Annotated in this window: 14 protein-coding genes, 1 tRNA gene and 1 other RNA gene; 9 read left to right on the forward strand and 7 right to left on the reverse strand. The window is 67.2% G+C overall.

The genetic code is table 11. The annotated features are described in order from the left end of the window. Positions 1-46 precede the first annotated feature (46 nt). The gene (locus ACX1NL_RS08350; protein WP_458897864.1) at positions 47-1621 is read left to right on the forward strand and encodes a CYTH and CHAD domain-containing protein; all 1575 of its coding nucleotides are present in this window, start codon (positions 47-49) and stop codon (positions 1619-1621) included. Between the two features lie 6 nt (positions 1622-1627). On the opposite strand, the gene ACX1NL_RS08355 is transcribed toward ACX1NL_RS08350, so the two are convergent. Continuing rightward, positions 1628-1834 (reverse strand): hypothetical protein, encoded by a 207-nt coding sequence (locus ACX1NL_RS08355; RefSeq protein ID WP_034998455.1) that lies wholly within the window; start codon positions 1832-1834, stop codon positions 1628-1630. An 82-nt stretch (positions 1835-1916) separates the two neighbouring features. Here ACX1NL_RS08355 and ACX1NL_RS08360 point away from each other — a divergent pair, with 82 nt between their 5' ends. Next, a complete protein-coding gene (locus ACX1NL_RS08360) occupies positions 1917-3077 on the forward strand; it encodes a galactokinase family protein (RefSeq protein ID WP_458897865.1) in 1161 nt (386 codons plus the stop codon). A gap of 8 nt (positions 3078-3085) precedes the next feature. After that, positions 3086-3691 (forward strand): hypothetical protein, encoded by a 606-nt coding sequence (locus ACX1NL_RS08365; protein ID WP_458897866.1) that lies wholly within the window; start codon positions 3086-3088, stop codon positions 3689-3691. A 171-nt stretch (positions 3692-3862) separates the two neighbouring features. Here the strand turns inward: ACX1NL_RS08365 and ACX1NL_RS08370 are convergent, their stop codons facing one another. The 5 genes from ACX1NL_RS08370 to ACX1NL_RS08390 all read right to left on the reverse strand — a co-directional run bounded on the left by ACX1NL_RS08370 (position 3863) and on the right by ACX1NL_RS08390 (position 8836). Beyond that, positions 3863-5248, reverse strand: coding sequence for an RNB domain-containing ribonuclease (locus ACX1NL_RS08370; RefSeq protein WP_458897867.1), 1386 nt, complete (start codon positions 5246-5248; stop codon positions 3863-3865). 26 nt (positions 5249-5274) lie between these two features. Beyond that, positions 5275-5667, reverse strand: an RNA gene (gene rnpB, locus ACX1NL_RS08375) — RNase P RNA component class A. A gap of 193 nt (positions 5668-5860) precedes the next feature. Beyond that, positions 5861-7003, reverse strand: coding sequence for a bifunctional RNase H/acid phosphatase (locus ACX1NL_RS08380; RefSeq protein ID WP_458897868.1), 1143 nt, complete (start codon positions 7001-7003; stop codon positions 5861-5863). Further along, positions 7004-7693: a zinc ribbon domain-containing protein gene (locus tag ACX1NL_RS08385; protein WP_458897869.1), complete on the reverse strand. Its 690-nt coding sequence runs from the start codon at positions 7691-7693 to the stop codon at positions 7004-7006. Between the two features lie 9 nt (positions 7694-7702). After that, entirely contained in the window at positions 7703-8836 is a 1134-nt protein-coding gene (locus ACX1NL_RS08390; RefSeq protein WP_458897870.1) for a Nif3-like dinuclear metal center hexameric protein, read from the reverse strand. 36 nt (positions 8837-8872) lie between these two features. Here ACX1NL_RS08390 and ACX1NL_RS08395 point away from each other — a divergent pair, with 36 nt between their 5' ends. The 5 genes from ACX1NL_RS08395 (at position 8873) to ACX1NL_RS08415 (ending at position 11739) form a co-directional block, all read left to right on the forward strand. Beyond that, a complete protein-coding gene (locus ACX1NL_RS08395) occupies positions 8873-9505 on the forward strand; it encodes an HAD-IA family hydrolase (protein ID WP_458897871.1) in 633 nt (210 codons plus the stop codon). A 46-nt stretch (positions 9506-9551) separates the two neighbouring features. Then, positions 9552-9971 carry a low molecular weight protein-tyrosine-phosphatase gene (locus ACX1NL_RS08400; protein ID WP_219911409.1) on the forward strand — a complete coding sequence of 140 codons (420 nt, stop codon included), beginning with the start codon at positions 9552-9554 and terminating at the stop codon, positions 9969-9971. A 6-nt stretch (positions 9972-9977) separates the two neighbouring features. After that, positions 9978-10904 (forward strand): SURF1 family cytochrome oxidase biogenesis protein, encoded by a 927-nt coding sequence (locus tag ACX1NL_RS08405; protein WP_458897872.1) that lies wholly within the window; start codon positions 9978-9980, stop codon positions 10902-10904. 26 nt (positions 10905-10930) lie between these two features. Further along, positions 10931-11359, forward strand: a complete 429-nt coding sequence (locus ACX1NL_RS08410; RefSeq protein ID WP_458897873.1) for a hypothetical protein — start codon at positions 10931-10933, stop codon at positions 11357-11359. Between the two features lie 304 nt (positions 11360-11663). Continuing rightward, positions 11664-11739 (forward strand) — tRNA-Val (locus tag ACX1NL_RS08415). A gap of 95 nt (positions 11740-11834) precedes the next feature. Here the strand turns inward: ACX1NL_RS08415 and ACX1NL_RS08420 are convergent. Continuing rightward, positions 11835-12245: a DUF3052 domain-containing protein gene (locus ACX1NL_RS08420; protein WP_236883413.1), complete on the reverse strand. Its 411-nt coding sequence runs from the start codon at positions 12243-12245 to the stop codon at positions 11835-11837. A gap of 199 nt (positions 12246-12444) precedes the next feature. Here ACX1NL_RS08420 and aceE point away from each other — a divergent pair, with 199 nt between their 5' ends. After that, on the forward strand, positions 12445-15240 hold the full coding sequence (aceE, locus tag ACX1NL_RS08425) for a pyruvate dehydrogenase (acetyl-transferring), homodimeric type (RefSeq protein WP_239306701.1): 2796 nt from the start codon (positions 12445-12447) through the stop codon (positions 15238-15240). Positions 15241-15431 lie beyond the last annotated feature (191 nt).

A 15431-nucleotide genomic window follows, 5' to 3' on the forward strand; every position in this document is an offset into this window, starting at 1 on the left:
CAGGCTAAGCTTGGGGGCAACAAACCATTGAAGGAGGACAACGATCATGGCTGCACAAGCACCCGAGCAGTTCCTCGAGGTGGAAATCAAACTCGCCGTGGACGAGGGCACCGGCATGCCGGACCTGACGCAACTGCCCGGCGTGGAGGAAATCTCCAACATGCGCGAGCACAACCTCTCCGCCGTGTACTACGACACCAAGGATCTGCGCCTGACGCGTTCCAAGATCACGCTGCGCCGCCGCACCGGCGGTGCGGATGACGGCTGGCACCTCAAGCTGCCCAAGGAGGGCGGGCGCAACGAGGTGCGGATGCCTCTCGACGATCCATCGGCCGTGCCCGAGGAACTTCTGGCCCAGGTGCGCTCGATTGTGCGCACCGAGGAGCTGGCGCCGGTGGCGCAGGTGGACAACCGCCGAGTGGAGATCGCGCTGGCGGGCGATGAGGGCGAGGTCGCGGAGTTTTGCGACGACCACGTCACCGCCTGGTCGCTGCTTCCCGGCGGCGAGCGCACCAACTGGCGCGAGTGGGAGCTCGAGCTGTCCGAGACGCTCGCCGGCACCGAGGCGGGCGAAACGCTGATTAACCAGGGCACGAGCTTTTTGATCTCGGCGGGCGCGCGCAAGTCGTCCTCGCCGTCGAAGCTGGCCACCGCGCTGGGTGATTCGGTCAAGACCGCTCCCCTGCCGCCGCACATGCAGGCCGAGCTGGAGGCGGACTCCCCGGCGGCGGCCGTGGTGGATTCCCTGCGCAAGCAGCGCGACGCCATCGTTTCCTGGGAGCCGCGCGTGCGCGCCGACGAGTACGACTCGGTGCACCAGCTGCGCGTGGCAACCCGCGAGATGCGCTCCCTGCTGGAGACGTTCGAGGGTGTTTTGGAGGGCGAGCAGCTCGGCGCGCTTGAAGACGAGCTCAAGCACGCCGCCGGCGTGCTGGGCGTGGCCCGCGACGCCGAAGTGGTGGAAGAGCGCTTCCTGGAGCTGTTGGATTCGGACGAGTCCGGGCTGGTGGACGACGCCGCCCGCGCGCACATCGCCGGCGATATGCGCCGCGACTACAACGAGGCCCACGCCGAGATCGTGGCCATGCTCGACTCGCAGCGCTTCATGGATCTGCTGGACGCGATTGACGGGTTGTTGGCTAAGCCGCCCGTCGCAAAGCAAGAAGCTCCTGAAGACACCCCGGCGGAGTCGAAGGAGGTCCTCTACGACCACTTGAAGCGTGGCTACAAGAAGCTGAAGAAGCGCCACGACAAGGTGGATGAGCACTACCACGACACCGACCTGCCGCTGCACGAGCGCGAAGACTACGTCCACGACGTGCGCAAGGCCGCGAAGAAGCTGCGGTATTCCGCCAACGCCGCGGCCGACGCCGGGCTGAAGGCGGGGCGGCTGGCGAAGGCATGCAAGGCGCTGCAGTCCAAGCTGGGCGATTTCCAGGACGCCGTGACCTCGCGCGACCGCATCCAGCGGCTTGCCGAGGAGGCCCGCGAGCGCGGCGAGGACACCTTCGCCTACGGCATGCTCTACCAGCGCGAACTCGACCGCGGGGAGCAGGCCTTGAGCGGTTACGACGAGGCCGTGCGCGAGGTGCGCAAGGCGTTTAAGAAGATCAAGCCGTAAGCGGGTTTACTTCTCCCAGGACGGGGCCTCGCCCCAGTTGTCGTCCGCCTCGTCCTGGTTGTCGGCGCTCTTGTTGCGCTGCGCGGCGATCTGCAGCGCGGACTCCGCCTCTTCGCGGGTGGCGTACGGGCCCATGCGGTTGTCCCAGGCGGCCTCCTTGCCCTGGGTGACCTCGCCGGTGGACGGGTTGTAGTAGTACTGCTCGTCTGCCATTTTCGTTCCTTTCGGGTGTTGTTTACCCGTCCGACTGTACCGGGGCGGTTGGTAGTGTGGGTGCGGTTAAAAGGAGCGTGACATGGCATTATTTGAAACCCCCTCGAAGTCGCCTGCGGAGCGCGTCCGCGCAGCGTCCGGGCGTGTCGCATCCGCGCCCGGCACGTGGGTGCTCATCGGTGAAAACGTCGACCACTTCGGCGGCGTGACGCTGGTGGGAACGTCGTCGCTGCGCGCCGCGGCGGCGGTGTCCCCGCGCACGGACGGCGTGATCTCCATTGCGGCCCGCGGCCCGCTCGGCCAGGAGTTCTCGGAGCAGTTGCCCTACAGCGATGAGCCTGCCGACGGGCTCGCCCGCCGCTGGTGGGGGCTCGTGCACACACTCGTGCAGCGCCAAGTGCTCTCCCGCGACACCGCTGGCGTGGACATCACCGTGGAGTCGGACGTGCCGGTCGGCGCGGGCCTTGGCGCGCTGTACGCCGCCGACGCCGCGATCGCGCTGGCTCTGGCAGGTTCGCACGACGACGTGGACACCGCCCCGTTTCGGGCCCGGCTGGCGGAGATCTGTTCGCACGCCGTGGCCACCTACTCGTCGCTGCCGGTGCTGCGCGCCCGGCACTCGGTGGCGCTGCGCGGGGCCGAGGGCGTGTCGGTGGTGGATTACGCCGACGGCTCGTTGACCCAGGCGCCGCACCCCTCGCGCCACGGCGTGCGCGTGTTTTCCGTGTCCCAGGAGCTGGGCGTGCCGTTTACGCAGTCCCGCGAGGCGATCGCTGAGCGCCGCGCGTTCATCGACGCCGCCTGCTCCAACTTCGGCGTCTCCTCGCTGCGTCAGCTTCCCGACGCCCCGGGCCGCGCCGTCCAATGGGTCGAGGCCCGCCGCGCCGCGGGTGACTCGGACGCACCGGAGCCGGAGGCCGCGCGGCGCTGGGTGACGTTCTGCGAATCGGAGACGCTGCGCTCGCTTGCCGCGGCGAAGGCCCTACGTTCGCGCCGCGCCAACGAGCTGTTTACGCTGCTCAACTCGCCTTCTGAGGCCCACGACCTGGCTTCCCCCGATGCCCTGGTCGCCCTAGCCCGCAAGCGCGGCGCCGTCGCCGCCCGTCCTGCAGCCATCGGCACCTCCGACGCGGTGATCGCGTTCGTGCCGGTGCAGGAGGCGGACTCGTTCGCGGCCGCGATGGCGCGCGAGTTCGAGGTGGTGGAGGTCGCCGCCGGCGAACCCGCCCGCCTCGAGGGGTAGGGCCAACTTTGGCGCTTATTCTTACGCTCGACTCTCTTGGCTATCCGGAGGACGCCGGCGGTGTCGTCGAGAAGCTTATTGCTGCGCATGCTGGCTACCGCAACTCCCGCAACGAGTACTACGACGAGGTGCTCCACGAAGTTGAGGACCGGATTGCTGCATCCGGCAGCGCCGGAAAAACGGACGTAGCAGCGCTGGTGAGTTGGAAACGGCTCAACGCCAGCGCGGTGTGGGTCCGAGAATTAATGCAACTTCCTGAAAGCGCCGTGCGCGACGCCACTGGTACGGCGTTCGCGGCAGCACGAAGCACGGAATCGATTTCGGAAGCCGCCGCCAACGCCGTCGCAGCGTTGCACCCGCTCCCCGGCTTGCGACGAGGCGGAGCCGTCGCGTCGGCTGTGCTCACCGCTGGGGTGCCGGAACGAATGGCAGTTTACGACCGTCGCGCGCACGCATCGTTGAGGAAACTCGGTATCTCCATTGGGTACAAGACAGGCATCTATTCTCGGTACATGGCAGTTGTTGAAGCATTGCGCTACGACATCAATAACGCACGCGGCCTGGCCTGGCGAGCACGCGACGTCGACCTCGCGCTGTACTGGATGGCGGAATAGAGTTACCGACACTGAGGGCTCCCCGTTTTTCGAGCGGCCTCTGACATTCCGTTTGAACCCATGGCGGCATTGTTTGACCGCGCGAAAGAGGAAATGTAAGTCGACGGCGCGGGCTGCCTCCTCTGTACCGCACCGCTGCCGTGCTAGCCGTCCCAGCTAGAGGAACCAGGCCTAGTCCGCGGGCCAGGCGAAGCCGACCTCGCGGGCGCCAGAGTCCGCCCGCACGAGGGAGAACTTCGTCTCGGCACCTTCCTCCGGCGCGCCCGCGGACGGCGCGAGCACCGGCGGGTCCACGATGAACACACGCGCGGCATCCTCCCTGCTCTTGAGCGTCACCCCGTCGAAGTTGTGGCCCACCCACGGCTCGAGCACAGTCGCCTCCGTCAGGTGCAGGCACGCCTTCTCCACCGTGTTGGCGAGCTGGGAGGACCGCCCCATCGTCTTGATCACGCGCGGGGCATCGCGCTCGACCCACTCCGGAACGTCCTCACCAGCGCAAATGGCGAGGCAGACTTCGGTGGCGTAGCGGTCGATCAATCGCCGCAAGGGCGCGGTGACGTGCGAGTAGAACCCGCCGATACCGGCGTGCACCTCGGCCTGCTTCTCGGACAAGTCCACGTAGCCGGATCCGCGCAGGAGTTTCTGCGCCTCGCGCATCACCGCCATGCCGCGCGGGGTGTCGGCGTCCACGCCGGCGAGGAACTCCCCGATGTCGCCGGCGACGTCGTAGCCCAAGTTGCGTGCTTCTCGACGGAACTCCGCCTCCCCGCCCTCATCCGCCGGGCCCAACGTGCGCAGGAAGCCCACCCCGGCGTCGACCATCATCCGCCCCGCGACCATGCCGGTGAGCAGCGAGATCTCGGAGTTGTAGTCCATGACCGGGTGGCGCGGCTCGATGACCAGCTCGAAGGTGCCGCCGTCGCCGACCACGCGCACCGACGGCAGGCGCAGGTTGATCGCGTGCCTGCGCAGCGAGGACTGCTGCCGCAACTGCCCGACTTGCTCCAACAGCGCAATCGACGGGTGCACCGACCCTGCCTGCATCTCCTCGTGCACGCCCTCGTAGTCCAGCCGCGCCACGGAGCGCACCAGCGCGCGCTCCACGTGCGCCGAATCGACCTCGCCGCGCTCGTCCAGCTCGAACGTCCAGAGCACTGCGGGGCGGTCCACGTCGGGAAGCAGCGAGGCAGAGCCTTCCGAAAGCTCCTCCGGGTGCAGGCGCGCAGGCTCGTCGGGCAGGTAGATGGTCTGGCCGCGCTCGAGCGACTCTGCCGCCACCTCAGAGTCCGGGTCCACGAACGCCGCCACATCCGCGATGGCGTAGCGCACCACGTAGCCGCCGCCGTCGCGCGCCTCGATGTGCACCGCCTGGTCCAGGTCTTTCGAGCCGGCGGGATCGATGGTGACCAGCGGCACGGAGCGGGCGTCGATACGCAACTGCGAAAAGCGGTCCTGAAGCTGCGAGGCTTGTGTGTGGAGCTCCGGCGCGAACGTTGTGCGCACGTCGAATTCGCGCGCAATCGAGCGGAAGTTCAGGGGCGCGGCGTAGAGCTTCATAAGCAGCCATCGTGCCACGAAAAGGGCGAATGAGTCGGCCTATGAGCCGGATTCTGTTCCCCTTGCGGGGCGGCGACCATCCATCTGGACCTCCCATCGCTGGGGGCCTCAAGCAGCTACCTTCGGACTGGGCGGGCAGCCTACATCCGATGACCTCCGCCTTGCGACGGGGGCTCTTGCCTTGCTCCCGGTGGGGTTTACCTGGCCACCTACGTCACCGCAGATGCCGGTGCGCTCTTACCGCACCCTTTCACCCTGACCTCGTCGCCGAGGCGGTCTACTTTCTGTTGCACTTTCCCGCGGATCGCTCCGGGTTGCTGTTAGCAACCACCGTGCCCTGTGGAGTCCGGACTTTCCTCGACCCGCGCCTTCCCCAAGGTTGGGGTGGTTCACGGTGCCGCGGCCGCCCGGCCGGCTCATTCGCGAGGTACAGCATACGCTTTCCGCCGGTTGGAACGGAACTGCCGGGCATCGGTCGAGGATGCTTACCCAAGGATGCTTATCCCTCGAGAGCGTTGACGGGCATCTCTCGTGTCCACTCGAGAAGTAAGCGTTTAGGAGTAAGCATCCTCCCCCGGTAAGCATCCTGGGGTAAGCATCTAGCGCCGGAACCTACCCGCGGTGGTGAGCGACGTCGTTGACGCAGCGCACCACGCCGAAGTCGCCGTAGTAGTCCACGACGCTGATGCTGGCCAGGTCCAAAAACAGGTGCTTGAACAGCTCCGGCCCGGCACCGAGGGCCTGGCGGAGAAACGACTTCACCGGCGTCATGTGCGTGACCACCAGCACGTTCTGGCCCTCGTAGCGTTCCTGCAGCTTCGACCGCGTGCGCGTGACCCGGCGGTGCAACGCGGTCAGGGACTCGCCGCCCGGCGGCGCGTTGTTCGGCGAGGACTGCCACTCGTCGAACGCCGCCGAGTCCCGCGCGACGGCCTCGTCGCGGGTGAGCCCCTCGAAGTCGCCGAAGTCGATCTCGCGCAGCCCCTCCTCCACAACCACGTCGAGCCCGAGCGCCCCGGCGGCGATGCGGGCGGTGCCCTGCGCGCGGGCCTGCGGCGAGGCGACGATGGCGTCGATGCGTCCGAACCCCCGCAGCGCGTCGGCGGCCCGGCGCGCCTGGTCGCGGCCGGTGTCGGTCAGCTCGGGCTCGGCGGCGCCGGAAAAGCGCTGCTCGGCGGAGTGCTGGGTCTGCCCGTGCCGCAGCAGGATGAACCGGGTGCGCGGCGCGTCGGCGCCTGCCCAGTGCGCGGGGCTCGCGGTCTGGTGCGTGTGCTTCTCGACGTCCTCCGGTTCCCCCCGCTTCTCCCCCACCCACACGCCAGTGCCTTTGACGATGCCGGGCGCGTCGCCGCGGGCGGCGGCGTCCATGGCCACGTTGGAAAGCTCGTCGGCTTTCTTGTTCTTCGCGCGCGGGACCCAGGTGTAGGTGACCTTCTCAAACGAAGACGCGAGGTCGCGCGCCTCCCGCGCCAGCTTCTGCATGTCGGGGTGCTTGACTTTCCAGCGGCCGGTCATCTGCTCGACCACCAGCTTGGAATCCATGAACACGTCCACCACCGTGGCCCCAACCTCACGGCAGGCCTCCAGGCCGCGGATCAGGCCGTAGTATTCGGCGACGTTGTTGGAGGACTTTTTGCCCACCACGTAGGCGATCTCGCCGAGGGTTTCGCCGGAGGCGTCGTAGACCACCGAACCGGAGCCGGCCACACCCGGGTTGCCGCGGGAGCCGCCGTCGCAGTACATCTTGACGTGCATTTACGCCTCGTCGGTAACCGGGTTGACCCGCACGAGCAGCGTGCCGCAGTTCGGGCAGGTGGGCAGCTCGTCCTCCGGCTCGGCCAGCACCTCGGCGCGCTCGGCCGGCGGCAGCTGGATGAAGCAGCCGCCGCAGGCGCGGCCGTTGAACTTGGCGGCGCTGATGTCGTCGTAGGCGCGGAGCACGTCGTCAGGCAGCTGCCCCCGAAGCGCATCGGTGTCCACGACGTCTTCCTCGGGCAGGGCGTCCACGGCGCGCTGGGCGGCCTCGACCTTGCGGTTGGCCTCGTCGACGCGGGCGGCGTGGACGTCGCGGTTGTTGCGCAGCGCGGCGATCTCGTTGTGCGCCTCCTTCAGCTCGGAGAGCAGGTCGGCGATGCGCGACTTCGCGGCGTAGCGGTCGTGCTCGAGATCCTTGCGGCGCTCCGGGTCGGTCTCGGCGGACAGCTGGCGCTTGTCGTCCAGCTCGCGCTTCTTCAGCTTGCGCTCGTCCTCCTGGATGCGCAGGATTTCCAGCTCCATGTCGTCGACTGCGAGTTGGGCTGCGGCGGAGGCGTCGGTGAGGCGCTTGCGCTCGTCGATAAGCTTCTGCAACTCCTGCTCCTCGGGGCGCACGCGCGGCTGCGAGGACGCGGCGTCTGCCTGCGCGAGCTGCAGGAGGACGGGCTGCAGGTCTTTGGAAAGGTGCATCGTTTCTCCTTACTCGGGGTGCGCGGAGATGGTCCACGGGTCCGTGCGGATGTGCAGGATCTCGGTGTCCACGCTTAACGGAGCCACGATACTCTCCGCCTGCTGGGTCCAGGGAAACTCGCTGGCCCAGTGGGCGGTGTCGATCACGGCGGGCCCGCCTGCGCGCAGGTGCTCGTCCACGGGGTGGTGGCGCAGGTCGGAGGTGACGTAGACGTCCACGCCGAGCTTCGCCACATCTGCGAGGAAGCTGTCGCCGGAGCCAGAGGAGACCGCGACTCTCTGCACGATTTGGTCCGGGTCGCCGGCGGCGCGCACGCCCCACGCGGTCTCGGGCAGCGCGTTGGCGACCTGCTGGGTGAACTCGCGCAGCGTCATCGGTTTGGGCAGTTCGCCGATGCGGCCCAGGCCGGTCGCTTTCTCTAGGTCCTGGGTGTCGGCCATCTGCACCACGTCGAACGCGGGTTCTTCGTAGGGGTGCGCTTCGCGCAGCTTCTCGACGATCCTCCGGCGGTCCCTCGCCCTGGCCACAAACTCGATCCGGATCTCGTCGCCCGTGTAGTGCGTGCCCACGGCTCCGTCGGTGGGGTTCGCGCCCTCGACGGGGGTGAACTCGCCGGTGCCTTCGACGGAGAAGGCGCACTCGCGGTAGTCGCCGATCGCGCCGGCACCCGCTTCGAACAGCGCGCGCTTCAGGTCCGCGGCGGCTGCCGGCGGGACGTGCACGCCCCAGCGGTCGGTGGCGTCCAGGGTGACCGGCTTGATCGGGCGACCGGGTGCGATGCCGACCAGCTCCGCCAGCTTGTCCGAGACACCCGGGCGGGCCGAATCGGCGTTGGTGTGCGCCGCGAACAGCGCGCAGCCGCCGGCGAGCAGAGTGTGGATGACCTTGCCTTTCGGCGTGTTCGCCGCCACCGAGTGCACGCCGCGCAGCAGCAGCGGGTGGTGCACGACCAGCAGCTGGGCGCCCGCGGCGACGGCGCGCTCGGCCACCTCCTGGGTGCAGTCCAGGGCGAAGGCCACCTTGGCCACCTTCGCGTCCGGGTCGCCGCAGATCAGGCCCACCTGGTCCCAGCTCTCGGCCAGCGCGGGCGGGTAGGCCGCCTCGAGCGCGTCAACAACTGTCTGCACTGTTACGTCTGTCATGGCAGCCAGCCTACAAATTTGGAACAGTGGGTATGTGTGAACGCCACTTTGCTTTTCGACGTCGACGGCACGCTGATCGACTCCTTCCCCGGCATCCGCCACGGCTTCCTGGTCGGGCTTAATGCCGTGGGGTGGGAGATCCCCGACGAGGAATTTATCCGCCGCATCCCCGGCCCGCCGATGCCGGAGACGATGCGCTCGCTCGGCATGACCGCCGCGCAGGTCGACCAGGCCATGAGCGCGTATTCGGACTACATGTCCGGCGAGGGCTGGCAGCGCTTCGAGGTCTACCCCGGCATGGACGACCTGGTGCGGCGGTTGACGGGTGAGGGCTACCGCGTGTGCACGGCGACGTCGAAAAGCGAACGCTTCGCACGCGCCGCCCTTGAGCGCGCCGGGCTGCTGGAACACATCGACTTCCTTGGCGCGGCATCGAACGACGGGGTGCGCGCGAAGAAGGTCGACGTGATCCGGCACGTGCTGGACACTGTTGCGCCCGAGCGGCCGCTGATGGTCGGCGACCGGTTGCACGACTTCGAGGGCGCGAAAGAGTTCGGAATCCCGAGCGTGGCCATGACCTGGGGTTACGGCGCGGAAGAGGAGTGGAAGTTGGCGGACTACGTGGCACACGACGCCGCAGAACTAGAAAGGATCATCCGTGAGTTCTAAATTGCACATCGACTTCGTGTGCACCGGCAACATCTGCCGCTCCCCGATGGCGGAGGTGATCGTGCGCGACAAGCTGGCGGAGGAGGGGCTTGCGGACGCGGTCACGGTGACGTCGTCAGGCATTGGCGGCTGGCACGTCGGGCAGAAAGCCGACGAGCGGGCGCGCGCCGAGCTTGCCGCCCACGGCTACGACGGCGAGGCGCACCGCGCGCAACAATTCGGGTTTGCGCAGGAGCAGGCCGACCTGATCGTCGCGCTGGACACGAACCACGTCTCCGAGCTGGTCGCGCGCGGCGTGGACGAGGACAAGGTGCGCCTCATCCGTTCGTTCGACCCCGCCGCTGAGGAAGGCGCGGGCGTGGCCGACCCCTACTACGGCGGGCCCCAGGGCTTTACCGTTGTGCGCGAGCAGATCGAGTCCGCAGCTGACGGCATTATTGCCTGGGTGCGTGAGCGACTAGACTGACCCGGCGTGAGCGCCAACAATCAGACTTCGAAGCCGTGGTGGCGGCAGATGCTTACCCCCGGCTGGGTCATCGCGGCGCTGTTGATCGGGGTGTTTTCCTACTACGCGTTTACGTTCCTGGCGCCGTGGCAGCTGGGCAAGAACGAGGCGCTTGTGGAGCGCAACGAGCACATCTCCGCCGCCTTCGAGCACGACCCGGAGCCGTTGTCCTCCCGCGTCGGCGCCGACGGTTCCCTCGGTGCCGACGCCGAGTGGTCCCGCGTAGTCGCCACCGGCCACTACGCAGGTTCGGACGTGCTGCTGCGCCTGCGGCCCGTCGACGGCACACCCGCCTTCCAGGTCCTCACGCCGTTTATGCTGGACGACGGTCGCGCGATCGTCGTCCACCGCGGCTGGGTGAAAGCCGAAAACTCCACCCAAGTGCCCGCCGTGGAACCGGCGCCGACCGGCGAAGTCACCCTCACCGGCCTGCTGCGCGCCGACGAAGGCGAGCACCCCAACCCGCCCATGCACGAGCAGGGCTACGACATGGTCTACTCCATCAGCCCCGCCCAGATCGGCTCGCTGACCGGCACCAATGTGGTCTCGCCGTATCTGCAGCTCCTCGGCGGCGAAGCGGGCGTGCTCGACCCGATTCCGCTGCCGCAACTCGAAACGGGCAACCACCTCTCCTACGGGCTGCAGTGGATCCTGTTCGGCATCGCCGCCCCCGCCGGCCTGATCTACTTCCTCTACGCCGACTCCCGCGAGCGGCGCCGCTTCGAGGCCGAGCAGGAGCAATTGCTTCTCGACGACACCACCGCCGCCGGCAGCCCCGACCCGGATCCTTCTCCCGCTGTGCCCACTGTTTCCACTGCCCGGTCCCGCCAGCGTTACGGCTCCTCCCGCGCCAACCCGTGGGCCAAGGCCTACGATAAGGAAGAAGAACGCTAGCTTTCCTTGATCGTTGAAGGGGACGGATGTCTACCGCCGTGAATTCGACCGCCGACCAGCTCCACTCCGCCCTGTTCACCCTGCAATCCGCGGGTGTCGGTCTCGCGGATGATGTCGAGGTAGACGACATCGACGACGCCGTGGCCGACCAGCCAGTCTTGTTCCCCACCCGCCCGTTCGCGGTGTTGGCGCAGGTGGCGGGACTGTCAGACACCGACGAAGCTCTGTTCGCTCTCGCCCGCCCCGGCTCCCTGGAAACCCGCGCCGCCCGCGCCTGCGCCGCCGCCGGCGTCGAGCTTTGGAGCCTCGCCATCGTCCCCGACGCCAAAGGCTCCGCGGCCGGATCCGCCCGGGTGCAGTTCTCCGAGTGGGACGTCGCCGACGTGCCCTTCGACGGCCCCTCCCCCAGCTTCGAGCTGGCCATCTTGGCCGCCATCGAGTCCCGCGCGCTGTAGTCCCGCACTGCCCGCGCTCCTCTGCTGGCGCCCCTGCCCAGGGTCTGTGGGCACCGAAACCCCGCCCCAGGCTAGATGCTTACTCCTAAACGCTTACTTCTCGACGAACCTCCGGCCGCGCCCGCCACTACACTCGAGAAGTAAGCATCCTCGGGTAAGCATCTAGGCCGGGTAAGCATCCTCGGGTAAGCATCTAGGCCCGGTAAGCATCCTGGGGTAAGCACCTAGGCCCAGATGAGCTGAGTTACCCAGCCAGCAGCAGTTTTCGCTTCCCGTAAAGGCTCTGCTACTCTGCTTGCTACGCGCGCCGTTAGCTCAGCTGGAAGAGCAACTGGTTTACACCCAGTAGGTCGGCGGTTCGAGCCCGTCATGGCGCACCAAATCAATGGTCCCGATCCGGCATTCCGGAACGGGACCATTCGCATTGCTGCCTAGCCCCGCGACGTGGCCAGCGCTGGCCAGAATCCGCCGACAGCTACCGGTTGCGGGGTGTGAGGCAGGAGCCCTGCCAGGCGCCGAAGCGGTCCGCCTTCGTCTGGATGAAGCCGGCGAGCTGGGCAGACTCGGCGATCTCGCTAGGCGGGACAACTCCGGTAGAGGCGGAGCCGGCGCCGGGGGTCATCAGCCAGATGCGGCCGCCGGGGCCGAGGCCGCGGGAGACGTCGACGAGATCGTCGACGAGGTCGCCGTCGCCGTCGCGGAACCAGAGGAGGATGGTGTCGCAGGGTTCGTCGGCGTCTTCGTCGAGAAGCTCGGCCCCGATGGCATCCTCGATGGCCTCCGAGATGGCGGAATCCGCGTCCTCGTCCCAGCCGATCTCCTGCACAACATCACCCGGTTTTACCCCCAGGCGGGATGCGTAGGTGTCCACTCCTGTGGCACTCAAATCTCCATGTCCTCCAAGTATCAAAATGGTGTGGTTTGGGCGATAGCTTAACGTCGAGAAGCAAAGAATGCTTGGAAACTCGTGATTAGTCTCACCAAAGGCCACCCGCTGTAAGAAAGCGCGCGCGTAAGCACGTATCCTTGGGGACGTATTGCCCGACTGAAGCCAGGAGGTTGAAGTGGCCCAGAAAGAGACCAAGATGGAAGACGCTCGCGTGAAGAACGCGTCCGAAGTTGACACCAACATTCTCTCGCTGCGCGAAGGCGTAGCGTCCTACCTGCACGACGCAGACCCGGAGGAAACCCAGGAATGGATGGACTCCCTCGACGGTCTGCTGGAGGAATCCGATCCGGAGCGCGCCCGCTACCTCATGCTGCGCCTGATCGAGCGCGCCAACGCCAAGCGCGTGCCGCTGCCGGCGCTGTCCTCGACCGACCTGGTCAACACCATCCCCACCAAGCTCGAGCCGGAATTCCCGGGCGACGAGCAGATTGAGAAGCGCTACCGCCGCTGGATGCGCTGGAACGCCGCAGTGATGGTGCACCGCGCGCAGCGCCCCGGCATCAAGGTCGGCGGACACATATCCACCTACGCCTCCGCAGCGGCGCTGTACGAGGTCGGCTTCAACCACTTCTTCAAGGGCAAGGACGCACCGCAGGGCGGCGACCAGGTCTTCTTCCAGGGCCACGCCTCCCCCGGCATGTACGCCCGCGCCTTCATGGAAGGCCGCCTGAGCGAAGACGACATGGACGGCTTCCGCCAGGAGCACTCCCGCAAGCAGGGCGGCCTGCCGTCCTACCCGCACCCGCACGGCATGCCGAACTTCTGGGAGTTCCCCACCGTGTCTATGGGCCTGGGCCCGATGAACGCGATCTACCAGGCACGCTTTAACAAGTACCTGCAGGACCGCGGCATCAAGGACACCGACCAGCAGCACGTCTGGGCATTCCTCGGCGACGGCGAGATGGACGAGCCGGAATCCCGCGGCCTGATCCAGATGGCCTCCCTGTACGGCCTGGACAACCTCACCTTCGTGATCAACTGCAACCTGCAGCGTCTCGACGGCCCGGTGCGCGGCAACGGCCAAATCGTCCAGGAGCTGGAGAGCTTCTTCGTCGGCGCAGGCTGGAACGTGATCAAGGTCGTGTGGGGCCGCGAGTGGGACGAGCTTTTGGAAAAGGATGAGGACGGCGCACTCGTCCACATCATGAACACCACCAAGGACGGCGACTACCAGACCTTCAAGGCCAACGACGGCGCCTACGTCCGCGAGCACTTCTTCGGCCGCGACGAGCGCACCAAGAAGCTCGTCGAGAACATGACCGACGAGGAGCTGTGGAACCTGCGCCGCGGCGGCCACGACTACCGCAAGGTCTACGCCGCCTACAAGCGCGCGCTGGAGACCAAGGGCAAGCCGACCGTCATCCTCGCCCACACCGTCAAGGGCTACGGCCTCGGCCACAACTTCGAGGGCCGCAACGCCACCCACCAGATGAAGAAGCTGACGCTGGAAGACCTCAAGCTCTTCCGCGACAAGCAGCAGATCCCCATCTCCGACGAAGAGCTGGAGAAGGACCCGTACCTGCCGCCGTACTACCACCCGGGCGAGGACGCCGAGGAAATCAAATACCTCAAGGCCCGCCGCGAGGAGCTCGGCGGCTACCTGCCGGAGCGCCGCGAGAAGTACACCCCGCTGGAACTGCCCGAGTTTGAAAAGACCTTCAAGGCGCTGTTCAAGGACTCCGGCAAGCAGGAAGTCGCCTCCACCATGGCGCTCGTGCGCACCTTCAAGGCGCTCATGCGCGACAAGGAGCTGGGCAAGCGCGTCGTCCCGATCATCCCGGACGAGGCCCGCACCTTCGGCCTGGACTCCTGGTTCCCCACCCTGGGCATCTACAACCCGAACGGCCAGAACTACGTGCCGGTGGACCACGACCTGCAGCTGTCCTACAAGGAAGCCACCGACGGCCAGATCCTGCACGAGGGCATCAACGAGGACGGCTCGTCGGCCTCCTTCATCGCCGCGGCGACGTCGTATGCCACCCACGGCGAGCCGATGATCCCGATGTACATCTTCTACTCGATGTTCGGCTTCCAGCGCACCGGCGACAACTTCTGGGCCGCCGGCGACCAGATGGGCCGCGGCTTCATCATCGGCGCCACCGCCGGCCGCACCACCCTGTTCGGTGAGGGCCTGCAGCACATGGACGGCCACTCCCCGATCCTGGCGTCCACCAACCCGGCCATTGTCTCGTACGACCCTGCGTTCGCCTACGAGATGCCGTACATCATCTCCAAGGGCATCGAGCGCATGTACGGCCAGGGCGCCGGCAAGGACGAGAACGTGATGTACTACATCACCGTCTACAACCAGCCGCACCACCAGCCGGCACGCCCGGAGAACCTGGACGTGGAGGGCCTGCACAAGGGCATCTACCTCTACGACGAGGGCAAGGACCTGGACAACAAGGTCTCCCTGCTCGCCTCCGGCGTGGGCATGCAGCAGGCGCTGCGTGCGCAGGAGATCCTGCAGGAGCAGTACAACGTCGGCGCCGCGATCTACTCCGTGACCTCCTGGACCGAGCTCGCCCGCGAGGGCCAGGCCAAGGCCACCGAGCAGCTGCTCAACCCGGGCGAAGATGTCGAGGAAGCCTTCGCAACCAAGCAGCTGAAGCAGACCTCCGGTCCGTACATCGCGACCTCGGACTTCGCTTCCGACCTGCAGGAGCAGATCCGCGCCTACGTCCCGGGCCAGTACATCGTGCTCGGCGCCGACGGCTTCGGCTTCGCCGACACCCGCGAGGGCGCCCGCCGCTTCTTCAACATCGACGCCGAGTCCATGGTCGTCGCCGCCCTGCTCGGCCTGGCCAACGAGGGCAAGATCGACCGTTCCGTCGCCGCCCAGGCAGCGAAGGACCTGAAGATCGACGACCCGACCGCCACCGCCGCCAAGACCGACGGCGAGGACGAGGGCGACGAGAACGCCGCTGAGTAGCTTGAGTTAGGGCCTTCTGCCTAGCGACGGAGGGGCGTTCCCGGTAGCGGAACGCCCCTTTTCGTGTGCCTTTTTGGGGTGGTTTTGGGCGGGGCTTGGGTGGATTCCTGACAGATTACGGCGGCCCTTTGTGCCGACCTGGGCCGATGGGGCCAGACTGACAGATTCCGCCGCGATGCGTCTGGGCCGCG

This window comes from Corynebacterium sp. CQ3829_602738, from assembly GCF_054478435.1.